The sequence below is a fragment of the Streptomyces sp. NBC_01808 genome (assembly GCF_035917395.1).
Taxonomy (GTDB): Bacteria; Actinomycetota; Actinomycetes; order Streptomycetales; family Streptomycetaceae; genus Streptomyces.
In genome coordinates, this window is record NZ_CP109072.1 from 6,837,073 (window position 1) to 6,861,660 (window position 24,588).

The 24,588-nt window shown below is 75.1% G+C and carries 22 protein-coding genes; 10 read left to right on the forward strand and 12 right to left on the reverse strand.

Annotated elements, in window-relative coordinates:
* Positions 1–111: 111 nt before the first annotated feature.
* Positions 112–807 (reverse strand): DUF3000 domain-containing protein, encoded by a 696-nt coding sequence (locus OG946_RS30160; protein WP_326799117.1) that lies wholly within the window; start codon positions 805–807, stop codon positions 112–114.
* Between the two features lie 191 nt (positions 808–998).
* Between OG946_RS30160 and hemE the strand changes: the two genes are divergently transcribed.
* The 3 genes from hemE (at position 999) to OG946_RS30175 (ending at position 4,680) form a co-directional block, all read left to right on the forward strand.
* Positions 999–2,006, forward strand: coding sequence for a uroporphyrinogen decarboxylase (hemE, locus tag OG946_RS30165; RefSeq protein WP_326800406.1), 1,008 nt, complete (start codon positions 999–1,001; stop codon positions 2,004–2,006).
* Between the two features lie 136 nt (positions 2,007–2,142).
* A complete protein-coding gene (locus tag OG946_RS30170; protein WP_326799118.1) occupies positions 2,143–2,877 on the forward strand; it encodes a TIGR04222 domain-containing membrane protein in 735 nt (244 codons plus the stop codon).
* 177 nt (positions 2,878–3,054) lie between these two features.
* Complete coding sequence (locus OG946_RS30175) at positions 3,055–4,680, forward strand: alpha/beta hydrolase (protein WP_326799119.1); 1,626 nt, start codon at positions 3,055–3,057, stop codon at positions 4,678–4,680.
* A 51-nt stretch (positions 4,681–4,731) separates the two neighbouring features.
* On the opposite strand, the gene hemQ is transcribed toward OG946_RS30175, so the two are convergent.
* On the reverse strand, positions 4,732–5,478 hold the full coding sequence (hemQ, locus tag OG946_RS30180; RefSeq protein ID WP_326799120.1) for a hydrogen peroxide-dependent heme synthase: 747 nt from the start codon (positions 5,476–5,478) through the stop codon (positions 4,732–4,734).
* Entirely contained in the window at positions 5,475–6,914 is a 1,440-nt protein-coding gene (gene hemG, locus OG946_RS30185) for a protoporphyrinogen oxidase (RefSeq protein WP_326799121.1), read from the reverse strand. The genes hemQ and hemG overlap by 4 nt, the downstream gene beginning before the upstream one ends.
* 267 nt (positions 6,915–7,181) lie before the next feature.
* Between hemG and OG946_RS30190 the strand changes: the two genes are divergently transcribed.
* On the forward strand, positions 7,182–8,156 hold the full coding sequence (locus OG946_RS30190; protein ID WP_326799122.1) for a DUF4349 domain-containing protein: 975 nt from the start codon (positions 7,182–7,184) through the stop codon (positions 8,154–8,156).
* 41 nt (positions 8,157–8,197) lie between these two features.
* Entirely contained in the window at positions 8,198–9,604 is a 1,407-nt protein-coding gene (locus OG946_RS30195; RefSeq protein ID WP_326799123.1) for an FAD-dependent oxidoreductase, read from the forward strand.
* 200 nt (positions 9,605–9,804) lie between these two features.
* On the opposite strand, the gene OG946_RS30200 is transcribed toward OG946_RS30195, so the two are convergent.
* A complete protein-coding gene (locus OG946_RS30200; protein ID WP_326799124.1) occupies positions 9,805–10,557 on the reverse strand; it encodes a peptidyl-tRNA hydrolase in 753 nt (250 codons plus the stop codon).
* Positions 10,558–10,623: 66 nt separating this feature from the next.
* On the opposite strand from OG946_RS30200, the gene OG946_RS30205 reads away from it, so the two are divergent.
* Complete coding sequence (locus tag OG946_RS30205) at positions 10,624–11,301, forward strand: AIM24 family protein (protein WP_326799125.1); 678 nt, start codon at positions 10,624–10,626, stop codon at positions 11,299–11,301.
* Between the two features lie 61 nt (positions 11,302–11,362).
* Here the strand turns inward: OG946_RS30205 and OG946_RS30210 are convergent, their stop codons facing one another.
* The 3 genes from OG946_RS30210 to zapE form a co-directional block, all read right to left on the reverse strand.
* Entirely contained in the window at positions 11,363–12,307 is a 945-nt protein-coding gene (locus tag OG946_RS30210; RefSeq protein WP_326799126.1) for a polysaccharide deacetylase family protein, read from the reverse strand.
* A 178-nt stretch (positions 12,308–12,485) separates the two neighbouring features.
* The gene (locus tag OG946_RS30215) at positions 12,486–13,853 is read right to left on the reverse strand and encodes an alkaline phosphatase PhoX (protein WP_326799127.1); all 1,368 of its coding nucleotides are present in this window, start codon (positions 13,851–13,853) and stop codon (positions 12,486–12,488) included.
* 103 nt (positions 13,854–13,956) lie between these two features.
* On the reverse strand, positions 13,957–15,150 hold the full coding sequence (zapE, locus tag OG946_RS30220) for a cell division protein ZapE (RefSeq protein WP_326799128.1): 1,194 nt from the start codon (positions 15,148–15,150) through the stop codon (positions 13,957–13,959).
* Between the two features lie 65 nt (positions 15,151–15,215).
* Between zapE and OG946_RS30225 the strand changes: the two genes are divergently transcribed.
* From OG946_RS30225 to msrB, 4 genes are all read left to right on the forward strand, one after another.
* A complete protein-coding gene (locus OG946_RS30225; RefSeq protein ID WP_326799129.1) occupies positions 15,216–15,983 on the forward strand; it encodes a dihydrofolate reductase family protein in 768 nt (255 codons plus the stop codon).
* A 106-nt stretch (positions 15,984–16,089) separates the two neighbouring features.
* Entirely contained in the window at positions 16,090–16,557 is a 468-nt protein-coding gene (locus tag OG946_RS30230; RefSeq protein WP_326799130.1) for an indole-3-glycerol phosphate synthase, read from the forward strand.
* Positions 16,558–16,688: 131 nt separating this feature from the next.
* Complete coding sequence (murC, locus tag OG946_RS30235) at positions 16,689–18,098, forward strand: UDP-N-acetylmuramate--L-alanine ligase (protein ID WP_326799131.1); 1,410 nt, start codon at positions 16,689–16,691, stop codon at positions 18,096–18,098.
* 1 nt (position 18,099) lies between these two features.
* Entirely contained in the window at positions 18,100–18,519 is a 420-nt protein-coding gene (gene msrB, locus OG946_RS30240) for a peptide-methionine (R)-S-oxide reductase MsrB (protein ID WP_326799132.1), read from the forward strand.
* 66 nt (positions 18,520–18,585) lie between these two features.
* Here msrB and OG946_RS30245 read toward each other — a convergent pair whose 3' ends face one another.
* The 5 genes from OG946_RS30245 to OG946_RS30265 are packed head-to-tail and all read right to left on the reverse strand — an operon-like array spanning position 18,586 to position 24,584.
* On the reverse strand, positions 18,586–19,776 hold the full coding sequence (locus tag OG946_RS30245) for a hypothetical protein (RefSeq protein WP_326799133.1): 1,191 nt from the start codon (positions 19,774–19,776) through the stop codon (positions 18,586–18,588).
* A gap of 20 nt (positions 19,777–19,796) precedes the next feature.
* Complete coding sequence (locus OG946_RS30250; protein ID WP_326799134.1) at positions 19,797–20,825, reverse strand: 2-hydroxyacid dehydrogenase; 1,029 nt, start codon at positions 20,823–20,825, stop codon at positions 19,797–19,799.
* Complete coding sequence (locus tag OG946_RS30255) at positions 20,822–21,505, reverse strand: histidine phosphatase family protein (RefSeq protein WP_326799135.1); 684 nt, start codon at positions 21,503–21,505, stop codon at positions 20,822–20,824. Before OG946_RS30255 ends, OG946_RS30250 begins: the two co-directional genes overlap by 4 nt.
* Entirely contained in the window at positions 21,502–23,046 is a 1,545-nt protein-coding gene (locus tag OG946_RS30260) for an FGGY-family carbohydrate kinase (RefSeq protein WP_326799136.1), read from the reverse strand. Before OG946_RS30260 ends, OG946_RS30255 begins: the two co-directional genes overlap by 4 nt.
* Positions 23,043–24,584: an FGGY-family carbohydrate kinase gene (locus OG946_RS30265; RefSeq protein ID WP_326799137.1), complete on the reverse strand. Its 1,542-nt coding sequence runs from the start codon at positions 24,582–24,584 to the stop codon at positions 23,043–23,045. The genes OG946_RS30260 and OG946_RS30265 overlap by 4 nt, the downstream gene beginning before the upstream one ends.
* Between the last annotated feature and the right edge of the window lie 4 nt (positions 24,585–24,588).

Genomic DNA, 24,588 nt, shown 5'->3' on the forward strand with positions numbered 1-24,588 from the left:
CGCCCTCCGGGCGGGTGCGGGCGGCCCCCGACCCTGCTGAGCCGTACGCCCCGACGGCCCCGCCGCATGCTCCGTCCGTCTCCGGGGCCGCCCGCCTTCAGGGCCGCGCGCTCAGCGCCGGCGCGAGCCGCGGCGCTGCGGCAGCGGCACGATCGGCGCGGCGTCCGGCTCCGCCGCCGCCGGCGGCGCGGCCGACGGCGGCAGGCCCGCGCACTGGCACAGCATCTCCACCCACGCCGCCAGGTGCGCCGCCGCGTCCGGGGCGCCGTCCCCGGCCGCGCGCGACGGCTGCGGCGTCCAGGACGCCCGGATCTCGATCTTCGTCGTGGTGCCGCGCTCCGCCAGCCCGCCGAAGTGGTGCGAGGACGCGCGCGTGACCGTGCCGCTGGGCTCGCCGTAGCCCAGGCCGCGGGTGTCCAGCGCGCCGGTCAGCCAGGACCAGCACACCTCCGGCAGCAGCGGGTCCGCGGCCATCTCCGGCTCCAGCTCCGCGCGCAGCAGCGTGACGAAGCGGAACGTACCGCGCCAGGTGTCCTGCCCGTCCGGGTCGTGCAGCAGCACCAGCCGGCCGTCTGCCGGCTCGACGTCCTCCCCCGCGTCCTCGTCGACATCCGCCTCCAGGGCGTACGCGAACGGGGCGATGCCCCGCGGCGCCCGCGTCGCCTGCAGGGTCACTTCCGGGCGTACCGCAGCGGAGTCGAGCGCCTCGACGGCCCGCCGGAACGGGGGCGGCAGGGCTCCGCCCCCCGGCCGGCCTTCCGGGGGGCCATCGGGTTCGTCGACGAGGTGTCCAGGAGCCGCAACCATGCCCGGAAGACTAGGGGGCGCGGCGTGCAGAAGCGCTGCGGGACACCCGGGTGGCCGGATCTCGACTCCCACGCGCGTGCGAAGATGCTGGGGTGAGTGCCGACAGCGCCCCCCGCCCCTCCGCCACGTCCACCGCCGGTGCCGCTTCCACGGCCACCGCCCCCGCGGGTCCCGCCGCCGACTCCGCGTTCCTGCGCGCGTGCCGGCGCGAACCAGTGCCGCACACACCCGTGTGGTTCATGCGGCAGGCGGGCCGGTCGCTGCCCGAGTACCGGCGGCTGCGCGAGGGCATCGCCATGCTCGACTCGTGCCGGCGGCCCGACCTCGTCACCGAGATCACGCTGCAGCCCGTACGGCGGCACGGCGTGGACGCCGCGATCTTCTTCAGCGACATCGTCGTGCCGCTCAAGGCCATCGGCGTCGACCTCGACATCAAACCGGGCGTCGGTCCCGTCGTCGCCCAGCCGATCCGCAGCCGCGCGGACCTCGCGCAGCTCCGCCCGCTGGAGCCCGACGACGTGCCGTACGTGACCGAGGCCGTGGGCCGGCTGACGGAGGAGCTGGGCGCCACGCCGCTCATCGGCTTCGCCGGGGCGCCGTTCACGCTGGCCAGCTACCTGGTCGAGGGCGGTCCCTCGCGCAACCACGAGCACACCAAGGCGATGATGTACGGCGCCCCGGAGCTGTGGGCCGAGCTGGTCGGCCGGCTCGCGGGCATCACGGCGGCGTTCCTGCGGGTGCAGATCGAGGCCGGCGCCTCCGCCGTGCAGCTCTTCGACTCCTGGGCGGGCGCGCTGGCCCCCGCCGACTACCGGCGCGCGGTGCTGCCCGCGTCGGCCGAGGTCTTCGCGGCCGTCGCCGAGTACGGCGTGCCGCGTATCCACTTCGGCGTCGGCACCGGCGAACTGCTGACCGCGATGGGCGAGGCCGGCGCCGACGTCGTCGGCGTCGACTGGCGGGTGCCGATGGACGAGGCGGCGCGCCGCCTCGGCCCCGGCAAGGCGCTGCAGGGCAACCTCGACCCGGCGGTGCTGTTCGCGCCCGGCGAGGCGATGGAGGCCAAGGCCGGCGAGGTGCTGGAGGCGGCGGCGGGGCTGGAGGGGCACGTGTTCAACCTCGGCCACGGGGTGCTCCCGACGACGGACCCGGACGCGCTCACGCGGCTCGTGGAGTACGTGCACGAGTCCTCGGCCCGCTGAGTCCCGCCTGCCTCCCGCAGGCCGGTCGGCCCGTACGGCTTGCTGTCGGCTACGGGTCCGCAACACCCCGCTATCACGGCCGCGTTCGGAAAGATAGGGCTGGCGCCCTGTGCCCCCGATCGCGTAGAACACCGCCATGTGGGTGTGCTTCGCGCTCGTCGCCTGGGCGGCCGCGCTGCTGACGTGCGGGCGCCTGGTGCTCGTCGGTTCCGTCGCCGCGGCACAGCCGGAGCCCGAGCCGGCGCAGGTCCGCGGGGCGCGTGAGCTGACCCTGTACGAGGCCGCCTTCCTCGCCGGCGGGCCGCGGCGGGTCGTCGACGTCACCCTGGTCGCGCTGGCGCGCGAGCGGCGGCTGCTGCTCGCGCACACCGGCTGGGCGACTGTCGTGGCGCCCGAGGGGCGCGACCCCGTCGAGCGCGCGGTGATCGCCGCCGCCGGGCCCGGCGGGCAGAACACGATTCCGGCCATCCGCGCCGCCGCCTCCTCCGCCGACGCGCTGCGCGACCTGGACGACGGCCTCGCCGCGGCCGGGCTCGCGGTGCCCGCGCCGATCCGGTCCGCCGTGCGCGCCGCGGTGCGGCACGTACGGATCGCGGGGGTGGTGGTGCTCGGCGCCGGGACCGCCGCGCTGGCGCTGCGGGCGCCCGAGCAGGAGCCGATCGCGGGCTGGTTCGTGCTGCCGCTGATACTGGTCTGCGGCTGTCTGGCGATAGCCCGGCTGGAGGTCGGCGACTACACGCGCTGGGCCACGCCCGACGGCCGCGGGCTGCTCGCCACCCTCGACGAGGCGGACTCGCTGCTCACCGGACTCGCCGTACACGGGCCCGCCGCGCTCCCCGACCCGGAGATGCGCGCCGCGCTCGCGCGCTAGGCCCTGTCTCGGCTGACGCGCACCGCGACACCCCCGCCGGGGTCCTTTACATCAGCAACTCCGCCAAGAATTATCACTTTTACCCTCCATTCTCCCCGTCGCGCACGCCGCTCCGCGCGACCGTTCGCCACGCCTCATCGCGCCTCGCCACGCCTCGTCACGCCGGAAGGGCCCTTCGTGAGAGCAGCAGTGCTGTACGGAATCCTCGGTTCGCTCGCTCTCACCGGCCTCGCCGCGGCCCCCGCCGCCGACGCCGCCCGCTCGGGGACCCCCGCCCCCGTGTTCCGGGCGGCCGAAGGGCCCGAGGCCCGCGGGGTCGCCGTCGCCGCCGCCCGCGCCGCGAAGGCCGGCGTCGACTACGGCCCCTGCCCGGCGGCCGAAGGGCTGCCGGCGCCCATCGAGTGCGGCACCGTCGCCGTCCCGCTGGACTACGCCGACCCCGGCGGGAGGCAGCTCAAGCTCACCGTCAGCCACATCGGCGCCACGGGACCGCGCGCCGAGCGGCAGGGCAAGCTCGTCTTCAACCCCGGCGGCCCCGGCGGCTCCGGCACGTACTTCCCGCTGCTGAGCCGGTCGCCGGAGTGGCGGCGGCTGGCCGAGGTGTACGACTTCGTCGGCTACGCCCCGCGCGGCGTCGAGCGCTCCGGCGCACTGTCCTGCCAGAACCCCGACGAGTTCGTGAAGACGCCGTCGAACACCTCCGAGCGCCCCTCGGAGCGCGAGAAGCGCGCCCGGGTCGAGAAGGCGCGCGCGTACGCCGACGGCTGCGCGAAGATCGCGGGCCTGCGGCACTACACGTCCCTCAACAACGCCCGCGACCTCGACGTGCTGCGCGCCGCGCTCGGCGAGCGCAAGCTCACCTACCTCGGCGCCTCCTACGGCACCTACTTCGGCAGCCTGTACGCCGCGCTCTACCCGGACCACGTGCGCCGCATGGTCTTCGACAGCCCGGTCGACCCCGACCCGCGGCAGATCTGGTACGGCAACAACCTGCGCCAGTCCGCCGCGTTCGAGGAGCGCTGGGCCGACTGGCAGCGGTGGGTCGCCAAGCACGACGATGTCTACCACCTCGGCCGCACCCGGTGGGAGGTGGCGGCGGCGTACGAGCGGGCCCGCGAGACGATCGAGAAGGAGCCGGCCGGCGGGCGGATCGGCACGGCCCAGTTGCAGGCGGGCTTCCTGCGGGCGGCGTACGCCGACGGGTACTGGCCGCAGGCCGCCACCGCGCTCGCGGACTACCTGGACGGCAAACCGAAGACGCTGGTGGAGTTCGCGGCCGACGACCCGTCGGACAACGAGGCGGAGGAGAACGGCAACGCCGTCTACACCGCCGTCGAGTGCAACGACGCGCCCTGGCCCACGGACTGGGAGACCTGGGACCGCGACAACAGCCGGCTCGCGCGCGTGGCGCCGTTCGAGACGTGGGAGAACGCCTGGATGAACCTGCCGTGCGCGTTCTGGACCGGCCCGCGGCAGCAGCCGCTCGACGTCCGCACCGACGCCGGCGAGCTGCCGCCGGTGCTCCTTCTCGCCGCCGAGCGCGACGCGGCCACGCCGTACGACGGCGCGCGGGAACTCGCGCGGCGGCTGGGCGGCTCGGCGGACCTGGTGACGGAGAAGGACGCCGGGTCGCACGGGCTCGCCGGGGGCGAGAACGGCTGCGTCAACAAGCACGTCGACACGTACCTGCTGACGGGCCGCACGCCCGGCGACGTGAGCTGCGCACCGCGCCCGGAGCCGAAGGCGGAGCGGGGCGGGAAGCGGTCGGCGGCGCCCGGGGCGGGCGGCCCGGCGGTCGGCTGAGGCCGGCGCGCCGGGCCGGGGTGGCGGGGCTCAGGCCGCCGGACGCCGGCGTCAGGCGAGGGAGGCGACCAGCTCCGCGACCGGCTTGCGGCGGCCGGTGTAGAACGGCACCTCCTCGCGGACGTGCAGCCGCGCCTCGGACCCGCGCAGGTGGCGCATCAGGTCCACGATGCGGTGCAGTTCATCGGCCTCGAAGGCGAGGATCCACTCGTAGTCGCCGAGGGAGAACGAGGGCACCGTGTTGGCCCGTACGTCCGGGAAGCCGCGGGCCATCTTGCCGTGATCCGCGAGCATGCGGCGGCGGTCCTCGTCCGGGAGCAGGTACCAGTCGTAGGAGCGGACGAACGGGTACACGCTCACGTACGCGCGCGCGGTCTCGTCCGCGAGGAACGCCGGAATGTGCGACTTGTTGAACTCGGCGGGGCGGTGCAGCGCCATGTTCGACCAGGCCGGCGCGAGGGCGCGGCCGAGGCGGGTGCGGCGGAAGAGGTTGTACGCCTCCTGCAGCGCGTCCGAGCTCTCCGCGTGCCACCAGATCATGACGTCCGCGTCGGCGCGCAGCCCGGACACGTCGTACGTGCCGCGCACGACGACGTCCTTCGCGGCGAGCTGCTCGAACAGCTCGGTCACCTCGTCCGCGTAGCCCGCGCGGTCCTCGGGGAGGGCGTCGCGGAGCCGGAAGACGGACCAGAGGGTGTAGCGGATGACCTCGTTGAGGTCCTTGGCCTTCTTGCCGGCGTTCGCGGAGCGGGACGGAGCCGCGGGCGAGTCGGCCGGCGGGGGGGTTGCGTCACTCATGCGGTCATTGTCCCAGGGCGCCCCAGCAGCTCGTCGGCGGCCCGGTGCGCGCTCGCGATGCAGGCAGGGATGCCCACGCCGTCGTAGAGCGCGCCGCACACCGCGAGCCCGGCGGGCAGCGCGCCGCGGATGCGCGCCACCCGGGCGTCGTGCCCGACCTCGTACTGCGGCAGGGCGCCGCGCCACCGGCTGACGCGGCTCGCGACCGGGCGGGCGTCGAGCCCGGTGGCGGCACGGAGGTCGTCGAGGGAGGCGGTGACGAGGTCGGCGTCGTCCCGTTCGAGGGTCTTGTCGTCGTCGATGCGGCCGACGGAGGTGCGCAGGAGGAAGATGTCGTCGTCGCCGGCCCAGCCCCACTTGGCGGAGGAGAACGTCGACGCCTTGATGGTCCGCCCGTCGACCGGCGGCACGAGGAAGCCGGTCCCGGCGGGCAACTGGGCCTCGGCCTCCCGGCGGGGGAGGGCGAGGGTGATCAGCGCCATGGAGGCGTACCGCACCCCGTCGAACTCCGCGGCGGCCCGCGGCGCGACCCCCCGCACCAGCCGCGCGGCAGCGGCGGCCGGCACGGCGAGCACGACGGCATCGGCGTCGTAGGCCCGCCCCCCGGCGAGGACCCGCCAGCGGGCGGGGGCGGGGCCGGGGAAGCCCTTCCGGCGCTCCAGCGACGCGACTTCCGTGCCGAGGACGATCTCGCCGCCCGCTTGCCGCACCGCCTCCGCCACCGCCGCCGGCAGGCGGCCGATGCCGCCCTCGATGCCCATGAAGACCGGCGCCTGCGACGTGCCCGCCGCCGCGCCGCGGGACTGCACCGCCCGCGCCGCGCCCAGCAGCGTCCGCTCCTCGCGCAGCGCCGCGAACAACTGCGGGACCGCGGCGCGCATCGACAGCCGGTACGCGTCGCCCGCGTACACCCCGCCCAGCAGCGGCTCCACCAGCCGATCCGTGACCTCCGCGCCCAGCCGTTCGGCGACGAACGCGCCGATCGCCACGTCCTCGCCCGGCTCCGCCGGCGGCAGCTCCGCTTCGCGGGCGACCCGCGCCAGGCCCTCGGGCGACAGCACCTCCGCCGCCGCCAGCCGGTCCAGGTCCCCGGGGACGCCCATCACCTGGCCGCCGGGCAGCGGCCGCAGCCGGCCGCGGGTCCAGACCGCCGCGCCGCCCGCGGCCACCGGCTGCAGCGCGTCGGCGAGCCCCACCGCGCGGGCGAGGCCGACGGCCTCCGGGCGGCGGGCCAGCAGGGCCTCCGCGCCGAGGTCGGCCGGCACGCCGGCCAGCTCGCCCGCGTGCAGCTTGCCGCCGAGCCGGGTCCCGGCCTCCAGCACCGTGACCCGCGCGCCGCCGGCCAGCAGCCGGTGCGCGGCGGCGAGGCCGGCGATGCCGCCGCCGATGACGACGACCCTGGGCGGCCCGGGCTCCGCGGGCTGTGCGCTGCTCATGCAAGCCACTGTCTCAGACCCCGCCCACACGCCCTACGAGCCTGTGGATATCCCGCACCGACGCCCCGCGTACGACCCCGGAGGCGACCGCGAACGAGCCCGCGGGGCGCCACGGAAGCCCTCGCAGGCATCCACCCGCGCCTGCGCCCGCCCGCACCGCGCCCTCCGCGTAGTCCGATCGTGACCCTTCCGGGACCCGCCATTCCGAACCTCCGCCCCCGCCGCCCCGTCGAAGCAGCACAGACCCGACACCAGGGGGGTTCGACGATGCCCGCACGTATCAGGACCAGACCCGCGCTCGCCGCCGCGCTGCTCGCCGCCGTGCTCGCCGTCGGCGGCTGCTCCGGCAGCGGGGCGGACTCCGCCGGCGCCGACTCCGCCCGGGACGACGCCAAGGCGCAGGGGGCGGCACCGCGCGAGGGCGCCGGCGTCGACGCCGGCGGTGCCGGTGACTCCGCCGACTCGCGCGCACCGCGAGGCGGAGCCACCGCCGCCGACGGCGTCACGCTCGCGCCGCAGGCTCTCGTCCGCACCGCCGAGATCACCGTACGCACCAAGGACCTCGCCGGAGCCGCCGACTCCGCCCGCACGCTCGCCGAGGGCGCCGGCGGCTACGTCGGCGACGAGTCGACCAGCCAGGAGCCCGGCGCCCCCGCGCGCGCCCGGCTCACCCTGCGGGTCCCCGCAGAGGGGTACGACGCCGTTCTCGGCGACCTCGCAGAGCTGGGCCGCGTCGTCGACCGCGACGTGGAGGTGAAGGACGTCACCGACGAGGTCGTGGACGTCGACAGCCGGGTGCGGTCCCAGCGCGCGAGCGTCGCGCGCATCAGGGACCTGATGGACGACGCCACGAAACTCGCTGACGTGGTCACCCTGGAGGGGGAACTCGGCACCCGCCAGGCCGACCTGGAAGCGCTCCTCGCCCAGCAGTCCTCGCTGAAGGAGCGCACCGCGCTCGGCACGATCACCCTGGAGCTGCGCAGGCCCGCCGCCGCGCCCCCGGCGGACGAGGATGACGGCACCGGCGTCGCCGACGCGCTGGCCGGCGGCTGGGACGCCTTCGTCACCGGGCTGCGCGGGGTGCTGATCGCCGTCTCCGCGTCGCTGCCCTTCGCCGCCCTCCTCGTCCTGCTCGCCCTGGCCTGGCGGTGGCTGCGCGGCCGGCTGCCGCGCCGGCACGTCACCCCGCCGCCCAGTCCGTTCCCCGGGCAGCCGACACCCCAGGGCGGCGAGCCGGAGTAACCCGTCGTAGCGTGTCCTGCACGGCGACGAAAGGGAGCGTCATGGGGGCCAAGCAGCGGATGGTGGTCATCGGCGGCGATGCGGCGGGCATGTCCGCGGCGTCGCAGGCGCGCCGGATGCGGACGCCGGACGAGCTGGAGATCACCGCGTTCGAGCGCGGCCGGTTCACGTCGTATTCGGCCTGCGGGATTCCGTACTGGGTCGGCGGCGAGGTCCCCGAGCGGGACCAGCTCATCGCCCGTACCCCGGAGGAGCACCGCGCGCGCGGCATCGACCTGCGGATGCGCACCGAGGTCACCGAGATCGACCTCGACCGGCAGTGCGTCCGCACCCGTGCCCTCGACGACGAGGCCGGCGCGCAGGAGCGCTGGCACGGCTTCGACCACCTCGTCATCGCCACCGGCGCCCGGCCGCTGCGCCCGCCGCTGCCCGGCATCGACGCTCCCGGGGTGCACGGGGTGCAGAGCCTGGACGACGGCCAGGAGCTGCTGGACCGGCTGCAGAAGCAGCAGGTGCGGCACGCGGTCGTGGTGGGCGCCGGGTACATCGGGGTGGAGATGGCGGAGGCGTTCTGCCACCGCGGGATCCACGTCACCGTCCTGGAGCGCGCCGAACAGCCCATGAACACCCTCGACCCCGACATGGGCACCCTGGTGCACGAGGCGATGAACGGCAACGGCATCGGGATCGTCACCGGCGCCGAGGTCACCGAGATCCTCACCGGCACGGACGGCGAGGTGCGCGGCGTGGCCACGGCGAACGGCGAGTATCCGGCGGACGTCGTCGTGCTGGGCCTCGGGGTGCGCCCGGAGACCGGGCTCGCGCGGGAGGCGGGGCTGCCGCTGGGCGAGTCGGGCGGGCTGCTGACGGACCTGGCGATGCGGGTGCGGGGGCAGGAGAACGTGTGGGCGGGCGGCGACTGCGTCGAGGTGCTCGACCTGGTGTCGGGCCGCGAGCGGTACATCCCGCTGGGCACGCACGCCAACAAGCACGGGCAGGTCATCGGCCGCAACGTCGGCGGCGGCTTCGGCACGTTCCCCGGCGTGGTGGGCACGGCCGTCAGCAAGGTGTGCGATCTGGAGATCGCCCGTACGGGTCTGCTGGAGGCGCAGGCGCGCGAGGTGGGCCTGCAGTACGTGACGGTGACCATCCAGTCGACCAGCCGGGCCGGTTACTACCCGCGGGCCGCGTCGATGCACGTGAAGATGCTCGCGGAGCGGCGCACGGGGCGGCTGCTCGGCGTGCAGATCGTCGGCCGCGAGGGCGCGGGCAAGCGCGTGGACATCGCGGCGGTGGCGCTGACGGCGGGCATGACGGTGGAGCAGATGACGGCCCTGGACCTGGGGTACGCGCCGCCGTTCTCGCCGGTGTGGGACCCGGTGCTGGTCGCGGCGCGCAAGGCGGCGGCGGCCGTCGCGGAGGACGCGCGGGAGACCGACGGCGGCTGACGGCGCTCGCGGTCGGGCGCGTGCGCCGTCTGCTGCGCTCGCGCCGGGCCCGCCGGATCCAGGAGACGCTGCTCGGCGGCACGCTGGTGGCGCTGGGCGTACGGGTGGCGACGGAGTAGCGCCGCCGGCCGCACCCGTGCCCGTACGCGCGCGTGCACCGCGATGTGTGTCCTGCGCGCGCGTGCCCGTACGGCCGCGGGTCAGCCGGTACGCAGCGCGGGGTGGTCGGCGACGACCGTGCAACTGCCCGCGGCGATCTCCGTGTACCCGGCGTCCCTGACCACCGGCAGCCCGCTCGCGACCAGCTCCGCCCAGTGCTCCGGTGCAGCCGTGCGGACGGCGAGGGGGAAGCCGGCGGCGCGCCAGGCCGCGCGGTCCTCGTCGGGCAGCTCCCACCAGGCGAGTTGGGCGCCGTGGCCCGCCTGGGCCATGGCCTTGCCCGCGGTCATGCCGAGCCTCGTCGCCAGCCACAGCACCGGGACGCCTGCCGGGGGCGGGGGAGGGGGCTCGGGGTCGTCGAGGTCGGTGCCGGAGACCTGGAGCCGGGCGAGGTCCTTGGGCCAGCCGTCGAGCGGTACGGGCGGGAAGACCCGCACCTCGGCGGCGCCGGGCTCAGGCGCCGGGCCTTCCGGAGCGCCCCCGCCGGTCGCCGACGTCACCGTGATCCCCGGCAGCGCCTCCGCGCGGCGCCACTCCGCGCCCCGCGCGCGCCGCACCACCTTGCGGATCCTGGCGTCCTGCCAGTCCCGTACGGCCTGGGCCCACGGGCCCTCGCCCGCGCAGCGCTCGTCCGCCAGCAGGACCAGCACCGCCCGCGCCGCCGTCTGGAGGGCGTCGGTGCGCGTGGGCGGGGCGGCGCGCTCGATGCGTACGACGAGGGGGAGGACGAACTGCGGCAGGTCGTCGCGGCTCACCGCCTCGTGCTGGAAGGGGCTGGTCTCGGCGCTGGTCACACGATCAAGTGTGCCAGGGGCGCAGCCTGCTTGGCGGAGGGAGGGATTCCGGCGGATCATGCCCGTATGCGCAGTGATTTGTTCGCTAAGGAAAACATGGCCGAGCCTGCGACGCAGGTCGGCATGACTCTGCAGAACGCCAAGTCGATCAAGTACGCCGTCAACGGCGAGTGCCTGGCCCGGCAGGGCGCGATGATCGCCTACCGGGGCAATCTGCAGTTCGAGAAGAAGGGCCAGGGGGCGGGGCAGTTCCTCAAGCGCGCGGTCACCGGTGAGGGCCTGGCGCTCATGTCGGTGAAGGGGCAGGGCGAGTGCTGGTTCGCGCTGAGCGCGGCCAACTGCTTCATCCTGGACTTCGACCAGCCGAACGACAGCCTCACGCTCAACGGGCGGAACGTGCTGTGCTTCGACTCGTCGCTGTCGTACGACATCAAGGTGGTCAAGGGCGCGGGCATGGCGGGCGGCGGGCTGTTCAACAGCGTGTTCACCGGCCAGGGCCGGCTGGGCGTGGTCTGCGACGGCACCCCGATCGTCATCCCCGTCTCGCCGGGCTACCCGGTCTTCGTCGACACCGACGCCGTCGTCGGCTGGAGCACCCAGCTCCAGACGGGGCTGCACCGCTCGCAGAGCTTCGGGTCGATGATCCGCGGCGGCTCCGGCGAGGTCATGCAGCTCCGGCTGGACGGCGAGGGCTTCGTCGTGGTGCGGCCGAGCGAGACCGGCGCGGGGGCGCCCACCGGGTGACCCGGGACGCCGCGGCGGGGGTGAGGGTTCCGGTGCCGCCGCGGCCTGTCCCGTACGGGCCTCAGCGCGCCGCCATCAGCTCGGAGACCTTGGCGAACCCGTAGCCGCGCCGGCGCAGCTCCGGCACGATCTCGCGCACCGCCTGCTCCGTGACCGGCGCCGCGCTGCGCGTGACGTGCAGGACCACCACAGAACCCGGCCGCACCCGCGTCAGCACCTCCTCCGCCACCGCGCCCGGGTCGGTGGCGAACGCGTCGCCGCTGGGGACGTCCCACTGCACGGCGGTCACGCCCGTCGGGGCGAGCGCGCGCAGCGCCGCGTCGTCGTAACAGCCGCCGGGGAAGCGGAAGTACGGGACGGGCGCCGGCACGCCCGCGCGGCGCAGCTCGGCGAAGGTCCGCTCGACCTCGGCGCGCATGGTGCCGGGGTCCACCTCGGGCAGGCCGTAGCAGGGGGTGGCGAAGGCGCGGTGGCTGTAGGAGTGGTTGGCCACCTCGAACAGCGGGTTGCGGCCGATGGCGCGGGCCTGGCCGGGGTAGCGGGCGGCCCAGGTGCCGGTCATGAAGACGGTCGCGGGCACCTTCAGTTGCCGTAGCGCGGCGATGAGACCGGGGTTGTCGAACTGCTCGCCGGCGTCGGCACGGTCGTGCTGGTCGGCCATCATGTCGGCGTCGAAGGTGAGCGCGACGCGCTTGCCGCCCGTGCCCCGGCGCGCGCCGTGCCGCCACACCGGCGCGAGCCCCGCGCGGGCCGCCTTGGCCTCCCCGCGCGCCTTCCCCCGCGCCCCGCCGCGCGCCTCGCGCAGGGTCCCGCCCCGGGTCCCGCCCTCCGGCTCCTGCGGCGATCGCGCCGTCCCGTACGTGGCCGGGTGGTCGCTGTGCTCCCGGGCCGCGGGCGCGCGGACCGGTGCCGAGGGCGCGGACGGCTCGGCGCACGCCGGGAGGAAGAGGACGAGGAGCGCGACGAGGGCCGCGCGGGCGGGGCGCGGGCGCCGGAAGTCGATCATGGGGGGAGCGTAAGAGCGCTTCCGGGGGCACGCGCGCCGGAGCGAGCGCCCGGGTGAACGGGGTACGACACGCCGCGGCGCCGGCCCGGGCGGTGGACCGGGTGGAACCGGTCCTCCGCCGGGCCGGCGCCGGGCGCCGTGCCGATGCCGCCTTGCGTGCGCGTACGTGCCGGGCGGGCTACCGCCAGGGGCCGGTGATGGCGAACGTGGTGCCGGGCGCGTAGCAGTTCACGTACATCGTCCGGCCGTTCGGGGAGAAGGTGACGCCGGCGAACTCGCCGTACTCCGGGTCCTCCGCGCTGCCCGTGTTCTGCCGGTTGCGCGCCACCGCGAAGACCTCGCCGCGCCGCGAGACGCCGTACACGTGCTGCTCGCCGCCGCCGTCCTCGCAGAGGAACAGGCCGCCCGACGGCGACAGGGCAATGTTGTCCGGGGACTCGCCGGGGGTGTCGACGCCGTGGTCGGGGCCGAAGCGGATGACGAGCTTCAGCTCGTTGGTCCGCGGGGTGTAGCGCCACACCTGGCCGAAGTGGTCGCCGCCCGAGCCCTCGGAGGACTTGGCGAAGCTGGAGACGAAGTACACCGCGTTGCCGCCCCAGTAGCAGCCCTCCAGCTTCTGCGCGTGCGACATGGGGCGCCCGAAGTCCTGGTGGCGGATCGGGGTCTGGGCCGCCAGCGGGTCGGGGACCTCGATCCACTCCACGTTGTCGAACGTGGTGCCGATCTCCTCGACCACCGACAGGTCCGGCACGTCCGGCACCCGCATGGCCTGCAGTTCGCCGCCGGCCCGCAGGGAGCCGAGGCCGCCCTGGGGCTTCTTCGGCAGGAAGCGGTAGAAGAGCCCGAACGGGTGCTGGAAGGCGTCCTCCGTCTCGTAGACGACGCCGTTGGACGGGTCGAAGGCGACTGCCTCGTGCTGGAAGCGGCCCATCGCGGTGAGCGGCACGGCGCCGCTCTCGTGCGGGTCGACGGGGTCGACCTCGAAGATGAAGCCGTGGTCCTTGGTGTACCCGTTGGTGCCGGCCTTGTCCTCGGTCTCCTCGCAGGTCAGCCAGGTACCCCAGAGGCTGGGCCCGCCGGCGCAGTTGACCGCGGTGCCGGCGATGCCGACGCGCTCGCCCCCGAGTTCGCCGTCCCGGCCGACCTCCAGCACGGTGCAGCCGCCCATGCCCATCGGGTCGTACGTCAGGCCGTCGATGGCGGGGACGCGGTGGGTTGCGGTGGGGCGGTTCTCGTGGTTGCGGACGAGCAGTACGTCAGCACCGCCGCCGCGGGCGCGGAAGGCGGCCATGCCGTCGTGGTTGCTGGGCACGGCGCCCTCGCCGGAGAGCAGTTGGTCGCCCTCGCGGGAGAGCACCCGGTACTCGAAGCCCGCGGGGAGGTCGAGGAGGCCGTTGGGGTCGGGGACGAGGGGGCCGTAGCCGGCGTCCTGCGGGGCATGCGCGGCGGCGGTGCCGGCGTACAGCTCGGAGACACTTCCGGTGAAGGCGATGCCGGCGCCCAGCGCGCCGGTACGGGCGAGAACCTGACGTCGTGTTGCAGCCATGCGGAAAGACCAACTCCCTGCTGACGGACAGGAAAACGGTGACCCGACCGTGTGTACCACTCAGTGAACTGAAAGTGAACCAGGTGAGAGGTGTGTGAAGGGTCTACTCCTGTGGCGGCGGTGTGCCGCCGCTGCCGCCGGCCGTCGCGGAGTCGTCCGGGGTGTCCCGTTTTTCCACGTCAGGGCGGGCGTCGCGGGCCAGCGCGGTGAGCCGGGATATCGCGCGAAAGTACTTCTTCCGGTAGCCGCCGGCGAGCATGTTGTCGCCGAAGAGCCGGTCGAACGGCACGCCGGAGGCGAGCACGGGTATCTCCCGGTCGTACAGCCGGTCCGCGAGCACCACGAGCCGCAGCGCCGTCGCCTCGTCGGCCACCGGCCGCACGCCGGTCAGGCAGACGGTGCGGACACCGTCGGTCAGCGCGCCGTAGCGGCTGGGGTGGACCCGCGCGAGGTGGCCGAGGAGGTCGGGGAAGGCGTCGAGCGTGGCGCAGGGGACGGTGTGGGCGGCGCGGGTGACGGCCGCGTCGGTCAGCGGGGCGGAGGTGGGGGTACCCCCGCCAGTGAGGGCGTAGCCGGCGGGGGAGGCGGGCAGGCCGCGGTGGCGGTAGTCGTCGCCGTCGATGCGCAGCGGGCGGAAGCGGTCCGCCAGGCCCTGTATCTCGCGCAGGAAGTCGGCCGCGGCGAAGCGGCCCTCGCCCAGCTTGCCCGGCAGGGTGTTGGAGGTGGCGGCCAGCGCGACGCCGGAGTCGACGAGCTTGCCGAGGAGGCTGGAGACCAGCACGGTGTCGCCGGGGTCGTCCAGCTCGAACTCGTCGATGCACAGCAGCCGGTGGTCCCCGAGGGTGCGTACCGTCTGCTGGAAGCCGAGCGCGCCCACCAGGTTCGTCAGCTCGACGAAGGTGCAGAAGCCCTTCAGCCCGGGCGCCGCCTCGGTGGCGTGCCAGAGCGAGGCCAGCAGGTGCGTCTTGCCGACGCCGAAGCCGCCGTCCAGATACACCCCGCGCGGCCCGGCGGGCTCCTTCGGCGCCCGCCGCCACCAGGGCCGCCGGCCGCCCACCGCGGTGGCGCCGCCGCCGAGCCCGGCGGCGAAGGCGGCGAGGACGCGTACGGCCTCCGCCTGGCTGGGACGGGCCGGGTCCGGCACGTAGGTCGAGAAGCGCACCGCGTCGAAGCGCGGCGGCGGCACCAGCTCGGCGACCAGCCGTTCGGCGGGCACGCGCGGCTCGCGGCCGGTGAGCGCGCCGGGGGCTATGCCGCCGGGCGTGTCGGCGGTGGAGGTGGAGGCGGAAGGGGACACGTTCTCACTGTACGGTCGGCGCCTCGGCAAGCCGTACACCAGTACGTCGTGCCACACTGCCGCATATGCGTCGCCTGCTGCCCGTACCCGCAGATCCGTCCGCCCTCGCCGACCGTGAGTGGTCCCTGGACGAGCTCGCGGACGCCTACGCATACCCCCCGGGGGACGACGTCTGGCTACGGGCCAACATGGTCAGCTCCGTCGACGGCGCCGCGGCCTTCTGCGGGCGCTCCCAGCCGCTGTCGTCCCCGGCGGACATGCGTCTGTTCGGCGTGCTGCGCGCGCTGGCGGACGTGGTGGTCGTGGGTGCAGAAACGGTACGCCTGGAGGGGTACAGGCCCGCCCGCGTCCGCGAGGCGTTCGCCGCCCGCAGGGCCGCGGCCGGCCAGACCCCCGCGCCGCCCGTCGCGGTCCTCACCGCCTCCTTCGACCTGGACTTCTCGCTGCCGCTGTTCACCGCACCGGCCGTGCCGACGCTGCTGCTCACGGGCGCGCAGGCGCCCGCGGAGCGGGTGGCCGCGGCCCGGGCGGCGGGAGCGGAGGTCGTGGTCGCGGGGGAGGGCCGGGGCGCAGACCCGGCGGCGGCCGTCGCCGCGCTCGCGGAGCGCGGGCACCGGCGGCTGCTGACGGAGGGCGGCCCCTCGGCGCTGGGCCGCTTCGCCCGGGCGGGGGTGCTCGACGAGCTGTGCCTGACCCTGGCACCCCGGGTGGCGCTGGGAGACGCGCCCCGGATCATGCACGCCACCGCCCCGGCGGCGGAGCCGCTGGGCCTCGGCCTGGAGTCGGTCATGGAGGAGGCCGGCTTCCTGTTCACGCGTTACCGTCGGTTCTGACAATCTGCGGAATATCACGTTCCGCTTATCCGTGCTGGGGCAGACTGAGTCGGCAGGATCGTTTCTGACGTGGTCTGTGTGCCTGTGCGGAAGAAGGGCGTTCATCGTGTTCACCACCGTCCTGATGATCGAGAAGCCGCTCGCACCCGTGGATGTGGAGATGGTCACCACGCTCCACGGTCAGGAGCCCGTCAGCTTCGTCGTGCTGCTGCAACCCCGCGGAGACCAGGGAGTGCTGTTGCGGGCGCTCGACGACGTGGCCCTCGGAGAGCTGGAGGACGCGGTCCGCGAGTCGGACGAGCCGGAGGGGCACGCGGCGCTGCCCACCGCCAAGCTGGCGCTGGAGCACTCCCTGAAGGCGCTGCGCGAGAAGGGGGCGGAGGCGGTCGGGGAGATCGTCGACCAGCACCCGCTCGACCTGCTGCAGTCCGTCGTGGAGCAGACGCGCGCCGACGAGGTCATCGTGCTCACCGCGCCGCACCTGGTGGAGGAGTTCTTCCACCGCGACTGGGCCTCCCGGGCCCGGCACAAGGTCGGCGTGCCGGTGCTGAAGCTCTTCGCGCACGCCGGCTGAACCCGGCCGCGCGCCGGGGGGGGCGGGGGCCGCGTGCCGCCCGCACCCGGCGGTGGCACCGGATTGTCGGTGCGGGGTGCGAGAATCGTCGCGTCCCACCCGAACCCGCCAGGAAGGCAGGGCGCCACCACATGACCCCGGGGATCCCGCCCACGCTGGAGAGTCCGCACTTCGTCGGCATCGGCGGCGCCGGTATGTCGGGCATCGCGAAGATCCTCGCCCAGCGCGGCGCCGCCGTCGCCGGCAGCGACGCCCGCGAGTCCGGCACCGTCGCCGCGCTCCGCGAGCTGGGCGCCGTCGTGCACCTCGGCCACGCCGCCGGGCACCTGGACCCCGGCGCCAGCGCCGTCGTCGTCTCCTCCGCCATCCGCGAGGACAATCCCGAGCTGGCCGCCGCCCGGGCGCGCGGGCTGCCCGTCGTGCACCGCTCCGACGCGCTCGCCGCCGTCATGGACGGGCTGCGCCCCATCGCCGTCGCCGGCACCCACGGCAAGACGACGACCACCTCGATGCTCGCCGTCGCCCTGCGCACCCTCGGCCGCGACCCGTCGTACGCCATCGGCGGCGACATCGACGCTCCCGGCACCAACGCGCACCACGGCACCGGCGACCTCTTCGTCGCGGAGGCGGACGAGAGCGACCGCAGCTTCCACAAGTACGCGCCCGAGGTCGCCATCGTCCTCAACGTCGAGCTGGACCACCATGCCAACTACGCCTCGCTGGAGGAGATCTACGCCTCCTTCGAGACCTTCGCCGCCCGCATCGTCCCCGGCGGCACCCTCGTCGTCTCCGCCGACCACCCGGGCGCCCGCGAGCTGACCCGCCGGCTGGCCGCGAGCGGCGTGCGTACCGTCACCTACGGCGAGTCGCCCGACGCCGACGCGCGCGTGCTCTCCGTTACCCCGAAGGGTCTGGCCAGCGAGGTCACCGTGGTGGTCGACGGCGCGAAGCTCACCTTCGGCGTCTCCGTCCCCGGCCGCCACTACGCCCACAACGCCGTCGCGGCGCTGGCCGCCGGCGCCGCGGCCGGCGTGCCCGCCGCGGAGCTGGCGCCGGCGCTGGCGTCCTTCACCGGCGTCGGCCGGCGGCTGCAGCCCAAGGGCACGGCGGGGGGCGTGCGGGTCGTGGACACGTACGCGCACCACCCCACCGAGATGAGCGCCGACCTGGAGGCCGTACGGGCCGCCGCGGACGACGGCCACGGCGGCCGCTCCGGCCGCATCCTCGTCGTCTTCCAGCCGCACCTGTTCTCGCGCACCCGCGAGCTGGGCACCGAGATGGGCCAGGCCCTCGCGCTCGCCGACGCCTCCCTGGTGCTCGGCATCTATCCCGCGCGCGAAGACCCCATCCCCGGCGTGACCAGCGACATCATCATCGAGGCGGCCCGCGCGCAGGGCGCGGACGTCACCTTCGCGCCCGACATGGCCGCCGTCCCCGGCCTGGTCGCCGGAATGGCGAAGCCCGGTGATCTGGTTCTCACCATGGGGGCAGGGGACGTCACCGAGCTGGGACCCCGGATCCTGTCCCGACTGGAGGGCTGAGATGACATACGAGGTCGACAAGCCGGACGAGCAGTGGCGCGCGGAGCTGTCGCCCGAGGAGTACCGCGTGCTGCGGCGGGCGGGCACCGAGCCCGCCTTTACCGGCGAGTACACCGACACCAGGACCGAGGGCGTCTACGAGTGCCGGGCCTGCGGCGCGGAGCTGTTCCGCTCCACGGAGAAGTTCGAGAGCCACTGCGGCTGGCCGAGCTTCTACGACCCGGCGCAGAGCGAGGCCGTCGAGCTGCTGGAGGACCGCTCGCTGGGCATGGCCCGTACCGAGGTGCGCTGCGCCCGCTGCGGCTCCCACCTGGGCCACGTCTTCACCGGCGAGGGCTACCCGACGCCGACCGACCAGCGCTACTGCATCAACTCCGTCTCCCTGCGGCTGCTGCCCGCCGGTGAGTCCACCGGGCAGTAACCGCCGGGAACCTCCCGGGCCCGCCCCCGATACGTGCGGGCCCGGGAGGCGCGAGAGCGCCCCGCGTCACTCCTCGACGCGCTCGAACGGGGTCGGGGCCTCGCCCGTCCAGCGGTAGAGGTAGACCTCGCCCTCCTGCTTGCGCACGCCGTCCTCGGTCACCGCCCGGCCCTCGGCGACGTAGTAGCGGCCGTCGCCCAGCGCGTCGATGCCGTAGTTGCCGTGGAACTCCCAGCCGCGCACGCCCGTCGCCGGGTCGTTCAGGCCCGCGTCGCGCAGCGTGAGCAGCTTGCCCTCCTCGGGCTCGGCCTGGCCCCTGATCTCGCCGCGCACCGGCTTCTTCGAGCCGTCGACGGTGAAGAACGAGTAGTTCGGGAAGCCCTCCTTCACGCCGTCGTAGACCGCCATGATCCAGTTGCGGGTGTACGGGTCGTACTGGAGGTTCTGCACGCCGTAGGTGGTGTTGCCGGTGTACGCGAAGTACTTGCCGTCCGTCCGCTTCGGGCCGCTGCGGTGCGGTTCTGCCTGCGACAGCGGGCGCTCGTAGCGGCGCCAGTCGCGCACGTCGTACTCCAGGACCACCTGGTGGTCGTTGTCCGCGCGCGCGGTGTTGGAGTACACGCCGTACGCGACCATCAGCTTCTGCACCCCGCCGCGCTTGCCGAACTCCGGGCCGAAGGAGACGCCGTCGATGCCGGAGCAGCCGTAGCGGTGGTCGGGGGTGTTCGCGGTGTCGCCGTCGAAGACGCCGTCGCCGTTCATGTCGGCGGTGAAGTCCTCGACGACCTCGTCCAGGTGCACGGCGGTCATCACACCGTCGGTCTCGGCGTTCATGCCGACCCGGTCGATCTTGTCCACGTCGAAGACGGCGATGTAGAACGCCTCTTCCGCCTTGTACTCCAGCGAGCCGTAGACGCGGCCGTCGTGGTCGCTGAGGTCGATGTCGCCGAGGTGCCCGGTGAGGCCCTCGACGGTGCCGATCACGTTGCCGTCGAGGTCGGTCTTGACCAGCATCTGCGTGAACGACCAGTAGACGAAGCCGCGTTCGGTGTCGACGGTGACACCCTGGACGTGGCTCGTCGGCCACGCCCCGCCTTCGATGTGGGTGGGCAGGCTGGGCGGGAGCGGCTTGGCCGCGGGGGCGGCGGCGGGTGCGGTGGCGGCCGCGAAGCCTGCCGGGGCGGCGGTGAGCAGGAGGGCGGGGACGGCTATGCCGGCGACGACGGCCGCTCTGGCCGTACGGTACTTGCCGCGCATGCGGGTTCCTTTCCACGGGTTCATCTGGTGAGCACTTCCGGATTCGCGCAGTGGATCAGGGGCCGGCCGGCCAGGTGGTGGCCGACCTCGGTGGCGACCATGCCGGCCGCGTTGTGGGCGGTCTGGCGGCTGGCGCCGGCCAGATGGGGGGTCATCACGACGCCCGGGGTACGGGGCAGTCGCGAGTCAGCGGGCAGCGGCTCGACGGGGAACACGTCGAACGCGGCGCCGAAGAGCCGGCCTTCGTCGAGGGCGTCGCAGACCGCGTCGTAGTCGACGAGCGAGCCGCGGGCGCAGTTGACGAGGACGCCGCCGGCGGGCATGAGGCCGATCAGCTCGCGGGAGATCAGCCCCTCGGTCTGCGGGGTGGCGCGGGCGTGCACGGTGACGAAGGCGGAACGGTTCATCAGCTCGGGCAGCTCGACCAGTTCGTCCGGCGCGACGGCCGCCGCGTCGGCGAACGGGTCGGCCACGAGCACGCGGGCGCCGAAGCCGCGGGCGATACGGGCCACGCGGGAGCCGATGGCGCCGTAGCCGACGATGCCGACCGTGCTGCCCTCCAGCTCCGGGCCGACGGCCTCGTAGCGGTAGTAGTCGCCGCGCCAGGTGCCGGCCGCCAGGTCCGCGTGGGTGGCGGGGACCCGGCGGGCGGCGGCCAGCATCAGGGCCACGGTGTGCTCGGCGGTGGCGGTGGCGTTGCGGCCGGGGGCGTAGGTGACGGCGACGCCGTGACGGGTGGCGGCGTCCAGGTTGGCGTTGACCGGGCCGCCGCGACTGACGCAGAACAGCCGCAGGGCCGGGCTGGCGGCGAGGATCCGCTCGGTCAGCGGCGCCATCTGCGTCACGCAGATCCCGACGCCGTCCAGGGCCTCGATGAGCTGGTCCTCCGTGCCCGACGCCTCCCGGACCTCGGCCACCGGGCCGAACGGCTCGACGGGCCAGGGCAGGGTGAGTTCGCGGACGTCGGCGTCGGGGGCGACCGGGCGGAGCCGGTCGCGGAGCAGGTCGTTGCGGACGAAGTGGTCGCCGGCGGCGAGGATGGTGGTCACGCGGGGACTCCGGGGGTCACGGGGCGGTTCAGCGTCAGCAGCGAGGGCGTGCCGTCGCTGAGGACCAGCTCGTTGAGGGCGCAGTTGGCCAGGTGGGGGAAGCGGCGGCGGTAGTCGCGCAGCGGCAGGTCGAGCAGCCGGCACAGGGTGAGCCGGATGGCGGTGGAGTGGGCGACGACGAGTATCCGGCCGTCGCTCTTCTTGCCGTCGCTCTTCTTGCCGTTGCCCTGTTCTCCGTTGCCCTGGGCATCGGTGTCGTGCTCCGCGCGCAGGTCGGCGAGGAAGGCGACGTACCGCTCGACGACCGCCGCCGGGTCCTCCCCCTCGGGGAAGTGGCTGGCCACCGGGTCGGCCTCGAAGGAGGCCACCGCCTCGGGCATCCGCTCGCGCATCTCGGCCCGGGTCAGCCCCTCGGCGACGCCGAAGTCCAGCTCGCGCAGCCGCGGGTCGAGGTGCAGCGGCAGCCCCGCGGCCGCCGCGCTGCCCGCCGCCGTCTGCCGGCAGCGGAGCATCGGCGAGGACCACACGGCCGTCAGACCCGCCTGTGCCGCCCAGTCGGCGAGGGCGGCGGCCTGGTCGCGGCCGTGTTCTGTGAGGTCGATGTCGGTGGCGCCGGCGTAGCGGTTCTCGTCGTGCCAGACGCTCTCCCCGTGCCGGACGAAGATGACGTTGAGGCTCATGACGCGGTCCTCTCTCGTGCGTGGGCCGCGACGACCTCGGGCAGCCAGCCGCGCCGGGCCAGCAGGTCGACGAGCCGGACATAGCCCTCGTCGTGGGCGGATCGGTACGGGTCGCGGGGCTCGACGGTGCGGTCGGCCCGGACCATCGCGGCGGCGGCGCGGTCCAGGGCGCCGCCCGCGGCGGGGCTGCCGGCGGCGTCGCCGGAGCCGGTGCGGGAGTCGGTGCCGTCGAGGGCGGCGGCCGCCAGGACGGCCATCCCCAGCGCCGGCTGCGCGTGGCGCGGCAGCGTCACCGGGCGGCGCAGGACGTCGGCGCGGAGCTGGTTCCACACCGGGTTGCGGGTCGCGCCGCCGGTGAGCACGATGGCCCCGGTGGCGGGCGCGCCCAGCAGGTCGGCGTAGTCGAAGCAGAGCCGCTCGACGTACGCGGCCCCCTGCAGCAGCGCCGCGAAGTCCTCGGCCGAGCCCGCCGCCTCCCGGCTGCGGAACGCCGTCGCGTCGGGCGCGACGAACGGGAACCGCTCCCCGGGCGAGACCAGCGGATAGCGCAGCAGCCCGGTCGGCAGCAGCTCCGCCGCCTCGGCCGTCAGCCGGTCCAGGTCGGCACCGGCGAACTCCCGCGCCACCAGCCCGGCCCCGACGCTGGACGCGCCGCCCGGCAGCCAGGTGCCCGCGGGCGAGCGGTGCGAGTACATGACGCCCGCCGGGTCGTGGACCAGTTCCGCGGTCACGCCCTTGAGCACCAGCGTGGTGCCCATGACGGAGTTCCAGCTCCCCACCGCCGTGGCCCCGGAGCCCAGTTGGGCGGCGCAGCCGTCGGTCATCCCGGCGACCACCGGGGTGCCTGCGAGCAGCCCGGTCTCCGCCGCCGCGGCGGCCGAGACCTCCCCGAGCACGGTCCCGGGCGGCACCAGCCCCGGCAGCACCTCGGCGGGGACGCCCAGTTCCGCGAAGACCTCCTCGGGCCAGGTCACGGTGGCGGCGTCGGCGCCGGTCTTGAGCGCGTTGCTGGTGTCGGCCGGTACGTCGTGGCCGACGAGCCGGCGGTTGACCACGTCGTTCTGGTGGGCGAGCCGCCAGCCGTCCGCGGCGGCCCGCGGATGCCGGTCGAGCAGCCAGCGCAGCTTCGGCAGCCCCCAGGAGCGCTGCATCCGCCGGTAGCCGGCCCGGGTCCACTGCGCCTCGCCGGCCTCGTTGACCTTCTCGGCCTCGGCGGCGGCACGCCCGTCGTCGTACATCAGCGCGGGCGTGACGGCGTGCCCGCGGCGGTCGGTCAGGGTGACGGTGCCGGAGGTGGCGTCGACGGCCACCGCCCGGATCCGGAGCGGGTCCGCGCCCGCCGCGCGGGCCTGCCCGACCGCGGCGCAGACCGCGCGCCACCACTCGTCCGGGTCCTGCTCGTGGCGGCCGTCGCGCCGGTCGCTGGTCAGCGGGGCCGTGCCCGCGCCGAGCAGGTGCCCGGCGGAGTCGGCGGCCACCGCGCGGACGCCCTGTGTGCCCAGGTCGATGCCGAGCCAGGCGTCCGGAGCCGGGTGGGTCATGCGCCGGCTCCACCGGAGTGCGCGGATCCGTTCCCGTCGGCCGTACGCTCCCGGCCCAGCGCCCACACCGGCCGGTGCAGCTCGCGCAGTTCCAGGAACTCGGCGTAGCGGCCGTCCGCGGCGCGGGCGGGGTCCGGTTCGTACGACGCGGCGATACGCACCTGGTGCGCCGCCGCCGTCGCGAAGTCCGGCTCCCTGCCGGTGGCGACGGCGCCGGTCAGCCACGCGCCGCGGGCGCCGATCTCGGTGTCGGCGGGGACCGCCACGGGCACGCCCGTGACGTCGGAGATCAGCCGCATCCAGAACCCGCTGCGGGTGCCGCCGCCGCTGAGCGTCAGCAGGCCGGGCTCCGCGGGGGAGGCGGCGAGGCAGTCGCGGATCGCCAGGGTGACCCCCTCCACCACCGCGCGGGCCACGTCCTCGCGGCCGCTGTCCAGCGACAGGCCGGTCAGCGAGCCGCGGGCGGCCGGGTCGAAGAACGGCGCGCGCTCGCCGGCGGGGGAGAGGTACGGCATGAACCGCACCCCGGCGGTGTCCGCGGAGCCGCGCTCGGCCAGCTCCATCAGCTCGGCGGCCGAGGACAGACCGAGGAGCCTGGCGCCCCAGTCGAGCATGTCGCCGCCGCTCATGGTGGGGAAGGCGCGCAGGTAGTGGCCGGGCACGCCGAGCGGGACGGTGATGCCCACCGGGGTGTCCGACGGGCCGTGGGCGGGAGGTGCGTCGGTGACGATCTCGGTGGAGAGCGTGGTGCCGAGGATGGTGCACGCGCGGCCCGCGCTGACCGCGCCCGAGCCGATCGCGGTGGCGCAGATGTCGTACGGGGCGAGCACCACGGGGATGCCCTCCGGCAGCCCGGTCCCGGCGCCGGCGGCGGCGCCGAGCGGGGTGACGCGGTGGTCGTCGTCGCGCAGCGGCGGCAGCAGCTCGCGGGCCCACTCCACCCCGTACAGCTCGAAGAGCCGGTCCGACCAGGTGCGGTCGGCGATGTCCAGGAACGGCGCCGCGGCCTCCGACTCGTCCACGGCGGGCTGCCCGGTGAGCTGGTAGAACAGCCAGCCCCCGCAGGTCAGCAGATGCCGGGAGCGGGCGAGGCGGTCCGGGTCGTGGGCGCGCAGCCACGCCAGCACCGCGTTCGGCATCCCCGTGGACAGCCGCGAGCCGCAGATGCGGAACGCCTCGTCCACGGTCCCGTCCCGCTCCCAGTCGCCGACGATGCCGGCGGCGCGGCCGTCGTTCCAGAGCACCGCGGGCCCGGTGGGCCGGCCCTCGCCGTCGATCAGCCAGGCCCCGTCGCCCTGCCCGGTCACCGCGACGAACGCGGGCGGCGCGGGCAGCGCGGCGACCACCTCCCGTACGGCGGAGGCCACCGCGTCCCACACGTCGGCCATGTCCTGCTCGGCCCAGCCGGGCCGGGGCCGCGTCACCCGCGTCGGACGACGGGCGACCGTCAGCTCCGCGCCGTCCGGGCCGTAGCCGACGACCTTGACGACGGTGGTGCCGGCGTCGATCGCGAGGGCGGTCAGGTCCGCTTCCCCCATGTCG

Coding starts and splice junctions, on each gene's coding strand:
- msrB (WP_326799132.1), top strand. CDS start 18,100: ATGACATACGAGGTCGACAAGCCGGACGAGCAGTGGCGCGCGGAGCTG.
- hemQ (WP_326799120.1), bottom strand. CDS start 5,478: ATGAGTGACGCAACCCCCCCGCCGGCCGACTCGCCCGCGGCTCCGTCC.
- OG946_RS30210 (WP_326799126.1), bottom strand. CDS start 12,307: ATGATCGACTTCCGGCGCCCGCGCCCCGCCCGCGCGGCCCTCGTCGCG.
- murC (WP_326799131.1), top strand. CDS start 16,689: ATGACCCCGGGGATCCCGCCCACGCTGGAGAGTCCGCACTTCGTCGGC.
- OG946_RS30170 (WP_326799118.1), top strand. CDS start 2,143: ATGTGGGTGTGCTTCGCGCTCGTCGCCTGGGCGGCCGCGCTGCTGACG.
- OG946_RS30260 (WP_326799136.1), bottom strand. CDS start 23,046: ATGACCCACCCGGCTCCGGACGCCTGGCTCGGCATCGACCTGGGCACA.
- OG946_RS30225 (WP_326799129.1), top strand. CDS start 15,216: ATGCGTCGCCTGCTGCCCGTACCCGCAGATCCGTCCGCCCTCGCCGAC.
- OG946_RS30245 (WP_326799133.1), bottom strand. CDS start 19,776: ATGCGCGGCAAGTACCGTACGGCCAGAGCGGCCGTCGTCGCCGGCATA.
- OG946_RS30195 (WP_326799123.1), top strand. CDS start 8,198: ATGGGGGCCAAGCAGCGGATGGTGGTCATCGGCGGCGATGCGGCGGGC.
- hemG (WP_326799121.1), bottom strand. CDS start 6,914: ATGAGCAGCGCACAGCCCGCGGAGCCCGGGCCGCCCAGGGTCGTCGTC.
- OG946_RS30205 (WP_326799125.1), top strand. CDS start 10,624: ATGCGCAGTGATTTGTTCGCTAAGGAAAACATGGCCGAGCCTGCGACG.
- OG946_RS30215 (WP_326799127.1), bottom strand. CDS start 13,853: ATGGCTGCAACACGACGTCAGGTTCTCGCCCGTACCGGCGCGCTGGGC.
- OG946_RS30160 (WP_326799117.1), bottom strand. CDS start 807: ATGGTTGCGGCTCCTGGACACCTCGTCGACGAACCCGATGGCCCCCCG.
- OG946_RS30255 (WP_326799135.1), bottom strand. CDS start 21,505: ATGAGCCTCAACGTCATCTTCGTCCGGCACGGGGAGAGCGTCTGGCAC.
- OG946_RS30190 (WP_326799122.1), top strand. CDS start 7,182: ATGCCCGCACGTATCAGGACCAGACCCGCGCTCGCCGCCGCGCTGCTC.
- OG946_RS30265 (WP_326799137.1), bottom strand. CDS start 24,584: ATGGGGGAAGCGGACCTGACCGCCCTCGCGATCGACGCCGGCACCACC.